The sequence below is a fragment of the Flavobacterium sp. DSR2-3-3 genome (genome assembly GCF_049896585.1).
In the GTDB taxonomy this organism is placed as follows: Bacteria; Bacteroidota; Bacteroidia; order Flavobacteriales; family Flavobacteriaceae; genus Flavobacterium.
Genome location: NZ_JAFCUP010000003.1, coordinates 51607 through 69564, shown reverse-complemented (window position 1 = coordinate 69564; position 17958 = coordinate 51607). Strand labels below are relative to the sequence as shown.

Here is a 17958-nt window from a genome sequence, read left to right as displayed (position 1 = left end):
TTACTCTGACGTTTTCGAGTAAAATATGACATTTATCATACTTATTACTTTTGTTAAATATATGTGAAAAAAATCAGAAAATTTTTATTTTTTTTACTTTTTATTTGCATAGTAACTGCTCATCACCGTCACAAAACTCACTATTGTTATCGTGCTCAATGGCATTATAATAGCCGCTACCAACGGCAATAGATTTCCGGTAATGGCAAATGATAATCCCACTACATTATATAATAAGGATAATGCGAAACTCATTTTGATTGTAATAATGGAATTTTTAGATAATTTCAAGAAATAATTCAGTTTTTGAAATTCGCCAGCATCCAAAATAGCGTCACAAGCTGGCGAAAAAACATTCACATTTTCAGAAATCGAAATTCCAACATTGCTTTGCGCCAAAGCTCCGGCATCATTTAATCCATCACCGACCATCATTACATTTTTGCCATTTTCCTGCAAATTTTTAATGAATTCGAGCTTTTGTTCCGGTTTCTGATTGAAAATCAATTCTGTGCCTTTCGGCAAAAGTTGTTCAAGAGTAGTACGTTCGCCTTCATTGTCACCCGACAAAACCATGATTTGATAATTAGTACTTAAGTTCTTAAAAAGCGCCTCCAATCCTTCTCTGTATTGATTATTAAAAACAAATTTTCCATAATAAACTTCATTTATCTTGATGTGAACCGATGTCCTCTCGCCAACCCTCTCCAAAGGCGAGAGCGACGAAAGCGATAATGGCGGAGTACAAAATTCTTCGGAACCAATTTGAATTTGGTGACCAAAAATCTGAGCTAAAATTCCTTTTCCGGTAATTTCTTCAAAAGCATCCACTTTCAACTTTTTGGAGTCATTTACTGACTTGTTTTGTAAAATTGGTATAGGCAAATAATCATACAACATGCGGCTCAATGGATGATTTGAAGCTCGTAAAACATTTTTTATTAGCAACAAATTTTCATCGGAAAGAACAGATCCTTCATAGGATATATTCGATTTTTTATTGGTGGTAATCGTTCCCGTTTTATCAAAAACAATAGTATCTACCTTCGCCAATTGTTCGATAACCAAAGCATTTTTAAGATAGAATTTCTGCTTTCCTAAAATTCGCAACACGTTCCCAAAGGTAAATGGAGCCGTCAATGCCAGAGCACAAGGACAAGCAACAATTAGCACTGCGGTAAACACATTGAAAGCGATATTGGCATCAATAAAAATCCAGTAGCCAAACCCCGCAAAAGCAATCAGTAATAAAATAGGTGTAAAATAACGACTGATGCTATCAGTAATCGTTTTGTGTTTTTGCTCTACGTTTTTTTGAAATACATCATTACTCCATAATTGCGTTAAGTAACTTTGGGAAACAGAATGTAAGACTTCCATTTCGATTACTTTCCCTATTTGTTTTCCGCCTGCAAATACTTTATCCCCAGATTGTTTTGTTATAGGAATTGCTTCTCCAGTTACAAAACTATAATCGATTTCTGCTTTTTCCGAAATTAAAATCCCATCAACCGGAATAAGCTCTTGATTTCTAATGAGAAGTCTGTCGCCTTTTTCAACTTCATAGATCGCTACGCTTTCTTCGGAGGCATCCGCATTAATTTTGGTAATTGCTATTGGAAAATAAGATTTAAAATCCCTTTCAAAACTCAAAAAACTATAGGTTTTGATCTGGAACATTTTCCCCAAAAGCATAAAGAAAATCAATCCGGTTAAGCTGTCAAAAAAACCAGATCCGTAATCCATTAAAATATCAAACGTACTTCGCACAAACATCACAATAATTCCTAAAGCAATAGGGATATCGATGTTGAGCATTTTGGTTTTGATACTTTTATAGGCCGAAACATAATAACCACTAGCCGAATAAAAGAAACTCGGTAAAGCTAGAACAAAAATCAACCAGCGAAAGAATCCACGGTATTGATCCAGCCAATATTCTTTCACCTCAAAATATTCCGGAAACGAAAGCAACATGATATTTCCGAAACAAAAGAAAGCAACGCCAAGTTTATACGTTAAACTTCTGTCTACATTATTACTCCCCGTTTCATAGTTTTCTAGACTAATGTAGGGTTCGTAACCAATAGAACTCAATAAATAAACAATCGTTTTAATAGAAACTACTTCCGGATTAAAAGTGATTCGGACTCTCTTTTCAGGAAAGTTCACCTGCGAAGTACTTATTCCTTTTTGAAGACGCTGTAGATTTTCCAAAATCCAAATACACGAGCTACAATGTATATGAGGAATGTTAAGTGAAATAATTGCGGTTGAATTTTCTTGAAATTCCAAAAGTTTGGATACAATACTTTCATTGTCTAAAAAATCATATTTACCATTAATGTCTTGCGGGGTTGCTCCAGGGGATTTTTCAAAATCATAATAACAAGTCAAATCATTGAGACTAAAAATTTCGTACACCGTTTTACAACCGTTGCAACAAAAATTTCTCGCGTCAAAAATAATTTCTTCTTCTTTTATAATATCCAAACCACAATGGAAACAGTTTTGTGTGTCCATAACTTTGCTCATTTTACCTGGAACAAAGGTGATCAATTGAGAACGTTAAAAATATGATATTTGTCATATTAAAAAGTTACTTTTGCATTACAAATAAATCCCAAACAATATGAGCAAATGCGAACAATGTATCGTCAGAGAATTTAGCTCTTTAAAAGCACTTACTAAAGATGAACTAGTAAACCTTTCTGACTGTAAAACATCCCATATTATTAAAAAGGGGGAGGTTATATTTGAAGAAGGTGAGAATGTAAATGGTATTTATTGTATAAAAGATGGTATTTGCAAACTGACTAAACTTAGCGCAAATGGTAAAGATCACATTGTAAAATTGGTTACCAAAGGAGAATTACTGGGCCAACGCTCGATGATTAGTGATGAACCGGTAAATTTAAGCGCCATCGCTCTTGAAGATATGCAGGTTTGTTTTATTCCAAAATCAGAAGTGATGGGATATTTTGACAAGAACAATCAGTTTTCTATGAATGTTATGAAAACTATTTGTGGGGATTTAAAAGAAGCTGATGACCATATGGTTAATTTAGCACAGAAAACTGTCAAAGAAAGATTAGCAGAAACACTTCTTTATTTGCACGACACCTTTGGAGAAAATGAGGATAATTCCTTAAAAGTACAACTTTCAAGAGATGAATTAGCCAGTATGATTGGCACTGCCACTGAAAGCTGTATCCGTTTGCTATCTGATTTTAAAAAATTGGGATTGATTGAATTAATAGGAAAAAAAATAGTTTTAAAAAATATCCAGAACCTGAAAAAATTAGCGGATTAATTCAATTTATATTAGTCCTTCTTATTCATTATAAAATAATACACCGGAATTCCCAGCGCCACAATACACAATCCCAATCCTGTATTAAAGGTATCATAAATAAGTAACGTGAGACAAATAGCTGCTGTAACTACAATATAAATGGCTGGTACAACCGGATATCCAAACGCTTTATACGGCCTCTCGGCATTGGGTTCTTTTTTTCTCAGGATAAAAACTCCCAGAATCGTCAGGATGTAAAACAACAATGATGCAAAAGTAGCATAAGTTAACAAATCTCCAAATTTTCCCGAAATACAAAGCACACAAGCCCAAATACATTGTACCCATAATGCTTTGGCCGGAACCTGATTTTTATTTAATTCAGTTGCTTGTTTAAAAAACAATCCGTCTTTTGCCATTGCAAAAAATAATCTTCCTCCCGAAAGAATCAAGCCGCTGTTGCAACCAAAAGTGGAAACCATAATTAATGCAGCCATCACAAAAACGCCTACATTCCCCATAATTACACTTGCCGCGGCCGCTCCTACTCTGTCATTGTTAGCAAACATGATTCCGCTACTCAAACTATCAGCAGCATTTGGAGTTCCCGACATTGGCAACAAAGCCAAATAAGCGAGATTTGCCAAAACATAAATAACGGTAACAATTAGAGTTCCAAGAAACAAACTTCGGGGAATATTCTTTTTAGGTTCTTTAATTTCACCTGCAATGAAAGTCACATTATTCCATGCATCACTAGAAAATAACGAGTTAATAATAGTTGCACCGGCGGCGCCCAAAATAGCCATTCCTACTAATTTTGTCACCGTAATTGTTCCGTCAGGATTGACCACTGTTTTACTGGCTTCCCACATGTTTTCAAAATTATTAGATAAAACATCCGTTTGTAAACCAACATACAATCCTAAAATAATCAGGGCAAAAAGCGCAATTAATTTAGCCGAAGTAAAAATTAACTGAACTGTTTTTCCACTTTCGACACCTTTAGTATTAATGTAAGTAAGCAGAATTATACTAAAAATAGCCAACACTTTTTGGTACGAAAAAACAAATCCAGTACCAACCGTAAAAAGAGTTTGATCTAAAACGGGAAAGAAGATAGCGGCATAATTAGCGAAAGTAACGGCAATGGCAGCAATAACTCCAGTTTGAATCACCGTAAAAACAGTCCAACCGTAAAGGAAAGAAACTAATCTTCCGTAAGCGCGTTGTATGTAAACGAATTGACCGCCCGCGTTGGGCATCATTCCTGCTAATTCTCCATAACTCAATGCCGCGGCAACTGTGATTAATCCCGTTACCAACCAAATTACCAATAACCAGGCAGCTGAGCCAATATCTCTCGCCATGGCTGATGTTACAATGAAAATTCCGGATCCTATCATTGAACCCGCAACTAAACTGGTGGCATCTATTAATCCTAAAGAACGTTTTAACTCGGTTTTATTTTCTGACATTGGTAATTTAATTATTTAAAAAAGAACCCTAATCCCGAAGCATCGGGACTAAACTTTACTACAACTTCTTCGCTTCTTCCCAAAAAATATCCATTTCAGCAAGTGTCATGTCCATTAAGGGTTTTCCTAATTCACCGGCTTTACTTTCTAAATATTGAAATCGTTTGATGAATTTTTTATTGGTACGTTCCAAAGCATCTTCAGGATTTACATTCAGAAATCGGGCGTAATTGATCATCGAAAATAAAACATCTCCAAATTCGGCTTCAATTTTATCCTGATCACCCGCTGCAACTTCAACTTGTAACTCCTCTAATTCTTCTTGAACCTTATCCCACACCTGATGCGATTCCTCCCAGTCAAATCCAACTCCTTTTACTTTATCCTGAATTCTGCTTGCTTTGACTAATGCAGGTAAACTTTTAGGGACACCTTCAAGAACGGACTTTTTACCTTCTTTCAGTTTTAGTTTTTCCCAATTTTGCTTTACTTCTTCTTCATTGTTCACAACCACATCACCATAAACATGCGGATGACGATGAATTAGCTTTTCACAAATTTCGTTGCACACATCGGCCATGTCAAAATCGTTAGTCTCGCTTCCTATTTTGGCATAAAAAACAATATGCAATAATAAATCCCCTAATTCTTTTTTGACTTCGATTAAATCGTTATCTAAAATGGCATCTCCTAATTCGTAGGTTTCTTCAATGGTCAGATGACGCAGCGTTTGCATGGTTTGCTTTTTATCCCAAGGACATTTTTCGCGCAAATCATCCATAATGTCTAATAATCTTTCGAACGCTTGCAATTGGTTTTGTCTTGAATTCATCAGAAATTGTTTTTGGTAAAAATAAAAAAATCCTGTTCAGAAAAATAGCTGAACAGGATTAAATATTATTGTAGTGAAAAATTATTTTTTTTTAGCTTTTACTTTTTTAGCAGAAGCTTTTACTTCAGCTTCAGGAGTTTCTTCTGCAACGGCAGCAACCTCTTCTGTCACTGCAGCAGCCGGAGCTTCATCAGTAACTAATCCCTTTACCTGAAGCATATTATACCAGTTTAATACTTTTTTGATATCAGAAGGATACACTCTTTCTTCATCATAATCTGGTAAAATTTCCTTAAAATAAGCGATCAATGCAGCATTGTCTTCTTTATGAGATATTGCGACACCTTTGTTTTCTTTGTCAGCAATTTTTTGCATGATTTCAGCTAATGGTTTTTCGCCTTCATAAGTATAAATTGAAATTTCAGACAATAAACTCACATTACTTTTCAAGTTTACTGTGATTTTTTTTCCGTCTGCCAATGATTCCGCTACAAATCCAGTTCTTGTTTGCACTTTTAATACATATAAACCCGGTTTCCCAGAAATGGCTAATATTTTTTCTAAATTCATGTTTTGTGTAATTATTATTAAGAATTTGACTTATTTAATTTTTATTTAAAACCAAAAACCATACCAAGCAAAGCTATAAATATGCTCTACCTTCCCTTTTTGGCAAAAAATTTCATTCGGTAATCTTGAAATGTTTTTCCTTCTAAGATGTTTTTAAGTTTCTTTTGAATCAATCGTTTTTTTAATGAGGATATTTTATCGGTGAATAAAATTCCTTCAATATGATCGTATTCATGTTGAATCACTCTCGCAATTAATCCTTCAAAAACTTCCGTTTTCATTACAAAATCCTCTTCGCAATATTCAATTGTTATCGTTGGATTTCTGTACACATCCTCTCTAACATCTGGAATACTTAAACAGCCTTCATTAAAACTCCACTCTTCACCTTCTTCTTTTATCATTTTTGCATTGATAAACGTTTTTTTGAATCCTTTTAATTCTTTTTGTTCCGCATCTTCTAATTCTTCATCATCGCTAAAAGGAGTCGTGTCGATCACAAATAATCGAAGTGCTAATCCTACTTGTGGAGCAGCAAGTCCAACACCATAGGCATTATACATTGTCTCGTACATGTTAACAATCGTTGCTTTCAAATTTGGATCTTCCGGTGAAAGAACTTCTCCTGTTTTTCTTAAAACTGGATCGCCATATCCTATAATTGGTAAAATCATTCGTGTTGTATTAAGTATTGTCTACTGAAATTGGAGTATGTTTCCTTTTCATTCAGTTTGCAAAAATAGTAAAAAAATAGACAATGAATAATCTGCCGTTAAATATTAGCTAATATTTACAATTTAAAACAAATCAGCTGCTTTTATTGTTTGTAATATTCATACAAATTTTACCTTTGCGCCAATACAATGATATGATTTACAAAATCCGAAAATTTACCGACAGCACTCATTTTACCAATGCTATAAAAGTTACTATAGCGGCAGTCATTCCCGTTGTGATATTTTCGTTTTTGGGTAAATTTGAAATGGGTTTCGCAATGGCTCTCGGTGCTTTTTTTACGTTTCCCAGCGATATTCCAAGCAGTCTTAAACATAAAATTTACGGTATTCTTGTAACGGCGTTTCTGGTTGCAGGCACCAATTTGATTGTTAATATCGTGTACCCCTATTCTTGGATTTTCTATCCTTTTTTAGCGGTATTAATTTTCCTAATATCGATGCTTTCAGTTTATGGTCAAAGAGCTAATATGGTTTCTTTCTCTGGTCTCATTGCCGTTTCATTAGCTTTTGCAAGCCTCAATTCTGGCTGGGCAATGGTGCTACATTCCGAATTAATACTTGCCGGCGGCTTATTCTATCTGTTGATTTCGCTTATTTTTCATGTCATCAGACCGCACCGTTATATCGAATTACAAATTGCAGAATGCATTAAACTTACTGCAAAATATTTGAAACTACGAGGCGATTTATGGACTTTGAATGCTAATAAAAAATCCATCATTGAAAAACAATTGCACTTACAGGTTGAACTCAATACCATTCACCAAAACTTAAGAGAAGTGTTGATTAGCAGCCACACGACTTCAGGTTCTTCTCATCAAAATCGCAAAATGCTGCTGGTTTTTATTACTTTGGTAGAAATTCTTGAACTGGCATTATCCACAGCATTCGATCATGATAAATTGCATCAAAAATTCGATAATCACCCTACGGTTTTACTTACTTATCAACGTTTAGCTTACAATTTGGCGGCTAGTTTGAAGCAATTATCCAAAAGTGTCAAAAAACATACTAAATACATTTCGAAACACACTTTATCGAGTGATTTAAATTCCTTACAACTTGCCATTGCCGAGTATGAAAATGATTTGGAGAAAAATACTGCGTCCGAAGGGGTTTTTATGTTAACAACGATGCTCCAATATGCTGAAAAACAGGTCGAAAAAATAAAAATCGTCGAACGTGCTTTTACCCTTGATTTTAATTCTCAGGATTTGAAAGGAATCGACAAGGATTTAGAAAAATTCCTGACGCCTCAATATTATCCGTTAAGCACGCTGACCCAAAACCTGAGTTTCTCCTCTACTATTTTCAGACATTCACTACGATTAACCATAATATTAATGCTTGGATTTATTATTGGAAAATTTCTGCCGTTCCACAATGTATATTGGATTTTACTGACCATAATTGTAATCATGAGACCTGGTTATGGCTTGACGAAAGAACGTTCTTTTCACCGAATAATTGGTACGGTGATAGGCGGATTAATTGCTTTTGGAATTCTTTTCATCGTAAAAGATAACATTGTTATCAGCATTCTTTCGATTCTTTGTATACTGTTGGGATTTTCTTTTACCCAAATAAATTATAAAGTAAGTGCCATTTTTGTCACCATGTATGTCGTTTTTATTTATGGATTAGTGACGCCTAACATTGGTGATTTAGTTCAATATCGAATACTTGATACTGTTGTTGGCGCCGCTTTAGCTTTTTTGGCAAATCATTTTTTATGGCCTTCCTGGGAGTTTTTAAATATTCCAGTTTACTTAGAAAAATCGATTAAGGCAAACCAAGATTATTTAAAAGAGATTTCTATCTTTTACAATAAAAAGGGAAACATTTCTACTTCATATCGTTTGGCTCGGAAAAATGCTTTTATTGAAATTGGAAATCTTATGGCTTCGTTTCAAAGAATGGTTCAAGAACCTAAATCGAAGCAAAAACAATTGCCACAAGTGTATAAACTGGCCGTTTTAAACCATTCGTTATTGTCCTCGTTAGCTTCTTTGGGCACTTACATCCAATCTCACAAAACTACAACGGCTTCAGAAGCGTTTAATGTCGTGGTAGATACTGCCATTAAAAACTTGCATAATGCCATTGCAGTCCTCAAAGAAAACAATTTAGAACTAAAAGTAAACCTTCCGCAAGAAGATTTAGCGATGCGATTTACAGAGCTGAAGAACATCCGGGAAAAAGAATTAAAAGAAGGAATTCCTATCGATGAAGATGCGTTTAAACTGAAAATGCAGGAAGCGCAATTAGTAATTGAACAATTAATTTGGTTGACTAATTTATCCGAAAATATATTAAAAACGATAAAAATACTGAAAGATTCGTAAAGAAAAAGGCGCTAAAATTAGATACAATCTAAAATTCAGCGCCTTTTATTTATTTTTATTAAATTTTAATTGTTTAGTTTTAAAACAGTAGCAGTTTCTTGTCTGACTTTCGATAATAAATCAGGATTATCGTTTAATTTCTGGCCAAAAGAAGGAATTATCGTTTTTAATTTTTCCTGCCATTCCGGCGTTTCAAATTGATCCTTAAAACACCTTCCGATCAAATCAACCATAATAGAAACAGCTGTTGAAGCACCCGGAGAGGCACCTAACAAAACAGATAACGTACCATCGGCAGTAGTGATTACTTCGGTACCAAATTCCAGAATTCCACCACCTTTTTCATCTTTTTTTATCACTTGAACACGTTGCCCAGCTCGTTCTAAAACCCAGTCTTTGGATTTCGCACCTGGCACATATTCTTTTAATGCATTAATTCTGTCTTTAGGAGACTGAACCACTTGCTGAATTAAATATCTAGTAAGTGGTATATTCTTAATACCTGCGGCAACCATAGGAATAATATTATCCGTTTTTATGGATAAAGGCAAATCAGAATAAGAGCCGTTTTTTAAAAATCGAGTCGAAAAACCAGCAAAAGGTCCAAACAGTAATGCTTTCTCGCCATTTATCATTCGGGAATCAATATGCGGAACTGACATTGGCGGCGCACCAACACTAGCTTTACCATATACTTTTGCCTGATGTTTTGCAATCACTTCCGCATTAGTACATTTCAACCATTGTCCACTGACTGGGAAACCGCCATATCCTTTTCCTTCTGGAACATTTGCTTTCTCTAACAGCGGCAATGAACCGCCACCAGCACCAATAAAAACAAACTTAGTGTACGCTTTTTTTGTTTGGCCTGTAGCCAAGTCAGTAATTTTTATTCTCCAGGACTTATCTTCTCTTTGTTTTAATTTTTGAACTTCATGGTTAAAATGAATCGTAACACCTTCTAATTTTGTCAAATAACCAAAAATACTGCGGGTTAACTCTCCAAAATTCACATCGGTACCAATTGCCATTGACGTAGCTGCAACTTTGTCTGACTCCTTTCTGCCTTCCATAACCAGAGGCATCCATTTTTTCAACTCATCAAAATCAGTGCTAAAAATCATGTCCTTAAATAAAGGATTCAAATGCAAAGCCTCAAATCTTGTTTTTAGGTAGGCTACATTTTTTTCGCCCCAAACAAAACTCAGGTGTGGAATGCTTTTTATGAAATTCTCAGGAGACGAAACTTTACATTCTTGAACGAGATACGCCCAAAACTGTCGGGAAATCTCAAAAGATTCTGCGATACTGATTGCTTTTTTTGGATTGATGCTACCATCTTCATCTTCAGGAGTATAATTGAGCTCGCAAAAAGCAGAATGTCCAGTTCCAGCATTATTCCAAGCGTCAGAACTTTCGGCAGCAGCAATATCTAATCGCTCATAAATTTCAATTTTTATGTCAGGCTGCAACTCTTTTAGGATTAAACCAAGAGTGGCGCTCATAATTCCAGCTCCTATAAGAACTACTTCACTATTTGTACGTATGGTTTTATCAGGCATAACTACATTTTAAAGTGCAAAGATAAATTATATAAGTGCAAAAAAAAGCATAAATTTTGCCTCAAAAGTTACCTTTATTACTCTCTTTTAGTGAAAACACTGCTTTTTTACATCGGTTTTAAAATCTTTTTCGTGTCAAATAGTCCTGAAGCATTATCGTTGCCGAAATTTCGTCAATCAGTGCTTTGTTAAGGCGTTGTTTCTTACTCATTCCGCTATCAATCATCGATTGGAACGCCATTTTTGAAGTAAAGCGTTCATCAACCCGAATAACTTTCATCTCCGGAAAATGATTTGTAAAATGCGTTACAAAACCTTTTATAATGGGAGCGCTTTCTGAGGGCTCGCCATTCATTTGTTTGGGCTCACCAATAAGGACAGCTTCAACTTTCTCTTTGGAAAAATAGTCCTTCAAGAAAGCAATTGCAGTTGCTGATGGAATGGTTGTCAATCCTGAAGCTATAATTTGCATTTCATCGGTAACCGCTATTCCGGTTCGTTTTTGTCCGTAATCTATGGCGAGAATTCTTGGCATTTAATTTTTTTTCAAAGGTAACTATTTTAATATCTCAATTCTTAGCAGTAACAGAAATGTAACTTCGCTATCATTTTTTTTTAAAATTTATTTGTTCCCCATTAAAATACAAAGAACAATTATCATTTTAAATTAAATATTAAAACAAGAAGTTAAGTCTTTAACATTTTCTAATCATTTTGCTTTTTTGCTTTTGGCTAAAAATCCTATCTTTGTCAAAAATTTTAAAAAAAATGAATCCATTACAACCGATTATAGAACAAGCTTGGGAAAACCGCGCTTTGTTACAAGAAACTACAACTACTGACGCGATCAGAGAAGTTATCGAATTATTAGACACCGGAAAACTACGCGTAGCTGAACCAAAAGGAGACTCTTGGCAAGTAAACGAATGGGTTAAGAAAGCCGTGGTTATGTATTTCCCAATTCAAAAAATGGAAACATGGGAATCAGGAATTTTTGAATACCATGACAAAATGTTATTAAAAAGAGGCTATGCTGAAAAAGGAATTCGTGTGGTTCCCAATGCAGTAGCACGTTACGGCGCTTACATTTCAAGTGGGGTTATTTTGATGCCTAGTTATGTAAATATTGGTGCGTATGTTGACGAAGGAACAATGGTAGACACTTGGGCAACCGTGGGTAGTTGTGCTCAAATTGGTAAAAACGTACACTTAAGTGGTGGTGTTGGTATTGGTGGTGTTCTGGAACCATTGCAAGCTGCTCCGGTAATTATAGAAGATGGTGCTTTTATTGGTTCACGTTGCATCGTAGTTGAAGGAGTTCACGTTGGGAAAGAAGCCGTTCTTGGTGCCAATGTTTGTTTGACTGCATCTACAAAAATTATTGATGTTACAGGTGAAACTCCTATTGAAATGAAAGGTTTTGTTCCTGCTCGTTCGGTAGTAATTCCAGGAAGTTATACAAAAACGTTTCCAGCAGGAGATTTTCAGGTGCCTTGTGCTTTAATCATTGGAACACGCAAGCCTTCAACAGATTTGAAAACTTCATTGAATAACGCTTTACGTGAATATGACGTAGCGGTATAGTGCGTTTTTAAAATCTTTAAACAAAAAACTATTGGATATTTCAATAATTATTGTCAATTACCGGGGCTGGAAAGCCTTAAATGAATGTTTAGAATCTATTGAAGTAATAATTTCAAGTGCTTTCACATTCGAAGTCATCATTGTTGATAATTTTTCTAATGACCGGCAATTTCCTGTTTTTAAACAAAAATATTCCAAGTTTACATTTATAGAAAATAATGGTAATAATGGTTTCTCAAATGGTTGCAACTTTGGTGCAGGCATTGCTACGGGAAACCATTTCCTTTTTTTAAATCCCGATACAAAACTTACTCTTGAAGCCCTTGAAACCCTTTTAAAAACAACCGCTTCCCATCCAGAAATTGGAATTTTATCCTGTTTGCAAATAAACGAAAACGAAGTTTTTTACAAACAGAATAATTTATTTCCGGTTTTAGGACGCTTTTTTGGAATCTCAAGATCTATTTACAGAAAACTAAATAAGGCAAAATTAGAAAAACGTTTTAATAACAACAAAGATTTGTTTTACCCAGATTGGGTTACCGGAGCGGTCATTTTCATAAGCCGAGAATGGTTTAACAAAATTAAAGGCTGGAACGAAGATTATTGGCTGTATTTCGAAGATGTTGACCTTTGCAAAAAAGTTTGTAATCTTGGAGGAAAAGTTGCCGTAACCAGAAAAGCTACTATTTTTCATCAACACGGTGGAGCATCTCGATTAAATGTCAAGACAAAAGCACTCACAAAAACAGAAGTGATTATCTCTAAACATGTGTACATTAGCAATCAATTTTCAACAGCAATACAACTCTATTTGCATTCATTATTAATTTTAGGAGTCCTTAGTGAAAAACTATTTTTGTCGCTTTTAAGCGTACTTTTATTTTTTAATCCAAAATTAAAAGTAAACCGATTAATGCTTAAAAACTTATCCGTTTACTATTTTAATGCGCTCCAAAAACAAACCTGGATTAGTCCCCGTGCAATGAATTACTTGAAAACAAAAGCATAATTTTTTCAAATTTACTTCAAATGAAAATACTTGTAATTCAACAAAAAATGATTGGAGATGTTTTAGTAAGCTCCATATTATGTGACAATTTGCGCAAAGCATATCCAAAAGCGCAAATTGATTATATGGTGTACGAATCAACAATTGCTGTTTTACAAGGAAATACAAGTTTTGATAATCTTATCCTTTTTAGAGAAAAACATCAAAAAAGCAAGTGGGAATATTTTAAATTATTAAAATCCATTCGTGCAGAAAAATATGATATTGTCATTGATGCCTATTCCAAATTAGAAAGCTGGCTGGTAGTATTATTTTCTGCTGCCAAACAAAAAATATCGTATTGGAAAAAAGGAAGAGATTTTCTTTATACGGATACCGTGAAACGAAAAAAAATAGCTACTACTAATTTGGGTTTAATAATTGAACAACGATTAGCATTACTAAATCCTTTGCATCTGGATATTGAATTAGAAACATTTCCCAGAATTTATGTCACGAAAGAAGAAAATGATTTTGCCACTTCACTTTTTAAATCGCACGGAATAAACCAGTCTAAAAAAACGATAATGGTCAGCATCATTGGAAGCAGTACAGACAAAACATATCCTCGGAAATACATGTCGCAATTAGTTGATTTTATTGCAGACAAACGAGATGTAAATATTCTTTTTAATTATTTTCCAAAGCAAATTGAAGATGCGAAAAAAATCTATGATGGATGTAAAGAAAGCACAAAACACAAGATTTATTTTTCCATTTTAGGCAAAAGCATCCGAGAATTTATCGCCATTATGAATCATTGTGATATGATAATTGGCAACGATGGCGGGGCAATAAATATGGCAAAAGCTTTAGAAAAATCCTCTTTTATTATTTTTTCGCCATGGATTGACAAAAAAGGATGGGCTACATTTGAAGATGGAATTAATCATGTTTCACTTCATTTACAAGAGTTTAAACCTGATTTATTTGAACGCAAAACGGCTAAAATAATAAAAAAAGAAACCATTGCGTTTTATAAAGAGTTTACTCCCGAGTTGATTTTTCCTGCTTTACATACTTTCTTGAAAACACATATAGAATAATGCTCTATTTTTGTAAAACATCCAAAAATTAATGAAATACGATCACAACACGAACATTTCAGTTTTAATAATTACATTAAATGAAGAGAATCAAATGAAAGCACTTTTAGCTGACTTGGATTTTGCTTCCGAAATTATTGTTGTTGATTCATTCAGCACAGATAGAACTGAAGTTATTTGTAAAGCTTTCAAAAACGTAAAATTCATTCAAAATCAGTTCGAAAATTATTCTTTACAAAGAAATTTTGCAATTGCTCAGGCAAAAAATGATTGGATTTTATTTCTCGATGCCGATGAAAGATTAACTCCTGAATTAAAAAAAGAAATTGTAGACACTGTAAAAAATAATGAAAACTACGCCGCTTTTCTATTTTGTAGAACTTTTATGTATGAAAGCGAAGTACTACGTTTCAGCGGGAATCAAAATGATAAAATATTTAGACTTTTTAAAAAAAATAAAGCTAAATATACCACAGACAGGCTCGTACATGAAAAATTAAAAGTGAATGGAAAAGTAGGTGTTTTAAAAAACAAACTGATTCATTACTCCTACTCGAATTTTCAAGCTTATAAATCAAAAACCATTCGTTACGGAAAATTAAAGGCTCAAGAAAAGTTTATAAAGAAGCAAAAGCCTTCCGTATTATTACATTTTTTGCATCCTGCCTATAATTTTTTGTTTAATTACATTGTTAGATTAGGATTTCTTGACGGCAAAAAAGGACTGGTTATTTGCTATTTAAATGCAAATTCCATTTATATCCGATATCAAGAATTACAACGACTTTGGAATCAACTATAGCTATCGCCAAAACAATAATTTCTTTTTGCGTGCCATTTTTCGATGAAATTTCGTTTGAAAATCATTAGTATAAAAGCACATTTTAGCAAAAACTTCATCGTATTTCTTACCGTACAATTTTGCATACTCATCACTCATCACAGCTAGCATTTCAGTTTTTGGCGTAAGCCTATTGAAATTTTTCATTCGGGAATCAAAATCCATTACACTATCAAAATTCATTCGGTTTAAATCCACTAAATAGAAATTATAGTTGCCTTCGATTCCTTTTTCTATCAAGGTGTTTCCCGGAGAATGATCTAAAAATTCAATTCCTTTTTGATGTAAATCAAATGTAAATTGGGTAAACTGACGCAATATATTCTCATGGTCAGGGCAATCCGGATTTTGTACCAATTCTCTAAAAGTCAATTCCGCCAGAAGGTGTTCACTAATGTAAAAACTGTTTTCCAGTCCTGACACTTTAAAATTTTCAGCATAAGCAATGGGCTGCGGAGTTCTTATACCGTTCGTGATTAATTTATTTGCATACTCGAAAGAACGTCTGGCTTTTGATTTTCTAAAATATTTATAAGCTACTTGATTTATAACGTTGGGAATTTTAAACGATTTGATATTAATCATTTTGTTTTCTAAATCAAAGAGTTTAATTTTATTTCTTTGACCGTCACCAAATAAAGTTCCCTGCTTATCAAAATTATTTACACAGTTCCGAATTTGTATCTCAAAAGATTTAAAAGAAGGGTTAAAAATATATTTCATAAAATGTAGAATTGATTGACAAAAGTAGGTATTGAATATAAGACTTAAAATAATTAATGTAATTTTACCTGAAATTATGCCTAAATCATGCTGTAGTATCACATGTATGAGAACGTTTAGGAGGATCGAATTAAATAAATGTTAGAATTATGAATAAACTTTCTAATAAAAACCAAAAATTATTAAAGAAATTTAAACAATAAAATCAATATATGACCATTCTACATATATCTGCAGTAAAAAGTTGGGGAGGTGGCGAAAACCATATTGAAACCTTATGTTATGAATTGAAACAATCCAATCCTGAAATAAAAAATATTGTCTTATGTGTTGAAAACACTCTATTTCACGAACGTCTAAATGAAACCCTAATAGAATTTCAAACTGCACCTTTGGCTTATAATTTAGATCTACGTTTTTCATTAAAAATCATTAATTTATGTAAAACCAAAAAAGTTGACATTATTCACATTCATGATCCATCTGCAATTGCGTTGACTATTATTGCGGATAAATTCGTTAATTTGCCACCTTTTATTTTTAGCAAGAAAACATCATTCCCAATAAAAAACAAAAAGTTGACACTCTACAAATACAATTATTCTAAGATTAAAAAATATTTATGTGTTTCAGACGAGACTAGAAGAATTACTTTACAGTCAATTAAAGATCGAGATAAAGTAATTACAGTTTACCAAGGCACCTCTATTACCAATAAAAGTACTGCAACAGATTTTTTATTACGCGAGAAATTTGCTATTGATGACTCTAAAAAAATAGTAGGGACAATAGGAAATCACATTAGGGCTAAAAATCTTGAGACATTCATAGAAACAGTTAATCTAATTGTGAATGTAAAAAAAAGAACAGATATGATATTTGTGCAAATTGGCTCTTTTACGGAGCGCACAGAAGATTTATTAATAAAAATTAAAGAATTAAAATTAGAAAACTACATCCATTTTTTAGGATATGTACCAAATGCTTCTAATTTCATCCCACAATTTGATGCATTATTAATGACGTCTCAAAGCGAAGGCATACCCGAAGTAATTTTTGAAAGTTTTTATCATAAAAAACCTGTAATAAGCACTAATGTCGGAGGAATTCCTGAAATTATACAAGAAGGTATTAACGGTCTTTTAACCCCCAAAGAAGATTTTGAGATGCTGTCAGAAAAAATAATTTATTTGTTTAACAATAAAGAGCTTAAGGAAAAATTTGTAACGCTTTCTTACGAAAAATTAATTTCAAATTATACCGCTTCAGTTATGGCTCAAAAAACTTTACAAGAATATAAAACTACATTAAATGGAAATTAACGACGAAATACATAAAGCTTACGAAGTTATAAAAGAAGGCGGAATCATCCTGTATCCTACTGACACCGTTTGGGGAATTGGTTGTGACGCCACAAATCCTGAAGCTGTAGCCAAAATATACAAGCTCAAGAAAAGAATTGAAACTCAAAGCATGATTGTTTTGATGAATGGTGAAAAAATGATGTACAATGTCTTTAAAGACATACCAGAAGTGGCCTGGCAAATAATGGATTTAGCTGAAAATCCAACCACTTTAGTTCTGGACAAACCAAGAAACGTAGCCCCAAATTTAATTGCATCAGATAATACGTTGGGAATTCGAATCGTGAAAGAGCCTTTTTGCTTCAAGTTAATGGAAAAAATGAAAAAACCGTTAGTTTCAACATCGGCAAATATCTCCGGACAACCTACTCCAAAAAGTTTTAAAGAAATCAGTCCTGAAATTATAAAAGGCGTGGACTATGTTGTAAATTTGCATCGCGAAAAAATTGCCGGAAAACCTTCTACAATTATAAAATTAACGAACGATTCTCAGGTAAAAGTGATCCGTAAATAGTAATGAGTTTTCAGTC

At 33.6% G+C, this 17958-nt stretch carries 16 protein-coding genes; 8 read left to right on the top strand and 8 right to left on the bottom strand.

Features of this window, described 5'->3' with window-relative positions:
- Nucleotides 1-93 precede the first annotated feature (93 nt).
- Entirely contained in the window at nt 94-2523 is a 2430-nt protein-coding gene (locus ACP7AQ_RS05325; protein ID WP_426094677.1) for a heavy metal translocating P-type ATPase, read from the bottom strand.
- 109 nt (nt 2524-2632) lie between these two features.
- On the opposite strand from ACP7AQ_RS05325, the gene ACP7AQ_RS05320 reads away from it, so the two are divergent.
- Nucleotides 2633-3313: a Crp/Fnr family transcriptional regulator gene (locus tag ACP7AQ_RS05320; protein WP_426063889.1), complete on the top strand. Its 681-nt coding sequence runs from the start codon at nt 2633-2635 to the stop codon at nt 3311-3313.
- 11 nt (nt 3314-3324) lie between these two features.
- On the opposite strand, the gene ACP7AQ_RS05315 is transcribed toward ACP7AQ_RS05320, so the two are convergent.
- The 4 genes from ACP7AQ_RS05315 to def form a co-directional block, all read right to left on the bottom strand.
- A complete protein-coding gene (locus tag ACP7AQ_RS05315; RefSeq protein ID WP_426094676.1) occupies nt 3325-4773 on the bottom strand; it encodes an APC family permease in 1449 nt (482 codons plus the stop codon).
- A gap of 58 nt (nt 4774-4831) precedes the next feature.
- Nucleotides 4832-5605, bottom strand: coding sequence for a nucleoside triphosphate pyrophosphohydrolase (gene mazG / locus ACP7AQ_RS05310; protein WP_426094675.1), 774 nt, complete (start codon nt 5603-5605; stop codon nt 4832-4834).
- Nucleotides 5606-5686: 81 nt separating this feature from the next.
- Nucleotides 5687-6175: a DUF5606 domain-containing protein gene (locus ACP7AQ_RS05305; RefSeq protein WP_426094674.1), complete on the bottom strand. Its 489-nt coding sequence runs from the start codon at nt 6173-6175 to the stop codon at nt 5687-5689.
- Between the two features lie 86 nt (nt 6176-6261).
- Complete coding sequence (gene def / locus ACP7AQ_RS05300) at nt 6262-6849, bottom strand: peptide deformylase (protein WP_426094673.1); 588 nt, start codon at nt 6847-6849, stop codon at nt 6262-6264.
- Between the two features lie 194 nt (nt 6850-7043).
- Between def and ACP7AQ_RS05295 the strand changes: the two genes are divergently transcribed.
- Complete coding sequence (locus ACP7AQ_RS05295) at nt 7044-9257, top strand: FUSC family membrane protein (RefSeq protein WP_426094672.1); 2214 nt, start codon at nt 7044-7046, stop codon at nt 9255-9257.
- 65 nt (nt 9258-9322) lie between these two features.
- On the opposite strand, the gene ACP7AQ_RS05290 is transcribed toward ACP7AQ_RS05295, so the two are convergent.
- A complete protein-coding gene (locus ACP7AQ_RS05290; protein ID WP_426094671.1) occupies nt 9323-10819 on the bottom strand; it encodes a malate:quinone oxidoreductase in 1497 nt (498 codons plus the stop codon).
- 118 nt (nt 10820-10937) lie between these two features.
- Nucleotides 10938-11354, bottom strand: coding sequence for a Holliday junction resolvase RuvX (gene ruvX, locus ACP7AQ_RS05285; protein WP_426094670.1), 417 nt, complete (start codon nt 11352-11354; stop codon nt 10938-10940).
- A 233-nt stretch (nt 11355-11587) separates the two neighbouring features.
- Between ruvX and ACP7AQ_RS05280 the strand changes: the two genes are divergently transcribed.
- Genes ACP7AQ_RS05280 through ACP7AQ_RS05265 form a run of 4 tightly spaced genes read left to right on the top strand, consistent with a single transcriptional unit; the run spans nt 11588 to nt 15302 of the window.
- Entirely contained in the window at nt 11588-12403 is an 816-nt protein-coding gene (locus ACP7AQ_RS05280; protein ID WP_426094669.1) for a 2,3,4,5-tetrahydropyridine-2,6-dicarboxylate N-succinyltransferase, read from the top strand.
- Nucleotides 12404-12434: 31 nt separating this feature from the next.
- Nucleotides 12435-13415, top strand: a complete 981-nt coding sequence (locus ACP7AQ_RS05275) for a glycosyltransferase (protein WP_426094668.1) — start codon at nt 12435-12437, stop codon at nt 13413-13415.
- 20 nt (nt 13416-13435) lie between these two features.
- Nucleotides 13436-14500, top strand: a complete 1065-nt coding sequence (locus ACP7AQ_RS05270) for a glycosyltransferase family 9 protein (protein ID WP_426094667.1) — start codon at nt 13436-13438, stop codon at nt 14498-14500.
- 31 nt (nt 14501-14531) lie between these two features.
- Nucleotides 14532-15302 (top strand): glycosyltransferase family 2 protein, encoded by a 771-nt coding sequence (locus ACP7AQ_RS05265; RefSeq protein WP_426094666.1) that lies wholly within the window; start codon nt 14532-14534, stop codon nt 15300-15302.
- Here the strand turns inward: ACP7AQ_RS05265 and ACP7AQ_RS05260 are convergent, their stop codons facing one another.
- Nucleotides 15303-16064, bottom strand: a complete 762-nt coding sequence (locus ACP7AQ_RS05260; protein ID WP_426094665.1) for a lipopolysaccharide kinase InaA family protein — start codon at nt 16062-16064, stop codon at nt 15303-15305.
- A 212-nt stretch (nt 16065-16276) separates the two neighbouring features.
- Between ACP7AQ_RS05260 and ACP7AQ_RS05255 the strand changes: the two genes are divergently transcribed.
- Nucleotides 16277-17386, top strand: coding sequence for a glycosyltransferase family 4 protein (locus tag ACP7AQ_RS05255; RefSeq protein ID WP_426094664.1), 1110 nt, complete (start codon nt 16277-16279; stop codon nt 17384-17386).
- Nucleotides 17376-17942 carry an L-threonylcarbamoyladenylate synthase gene (locus tag ACP7AQ_RS05250; protein ID WP_426063876.1) on the top strand — a complete coding sequence of 189 codons (567 nt, stop codon included), beginning with the start codon at nt 17376-17378 and terminating at the stop codon, nt 17940-17942. The genes ACP7AQ_RS05255 and ACP7AQ_RS05250 overlap by 11 nt, the downstream gene beginning before the upstream one ends.
- Nucleotides 17943-17958 lie beyond the last annotated feature (16 nt).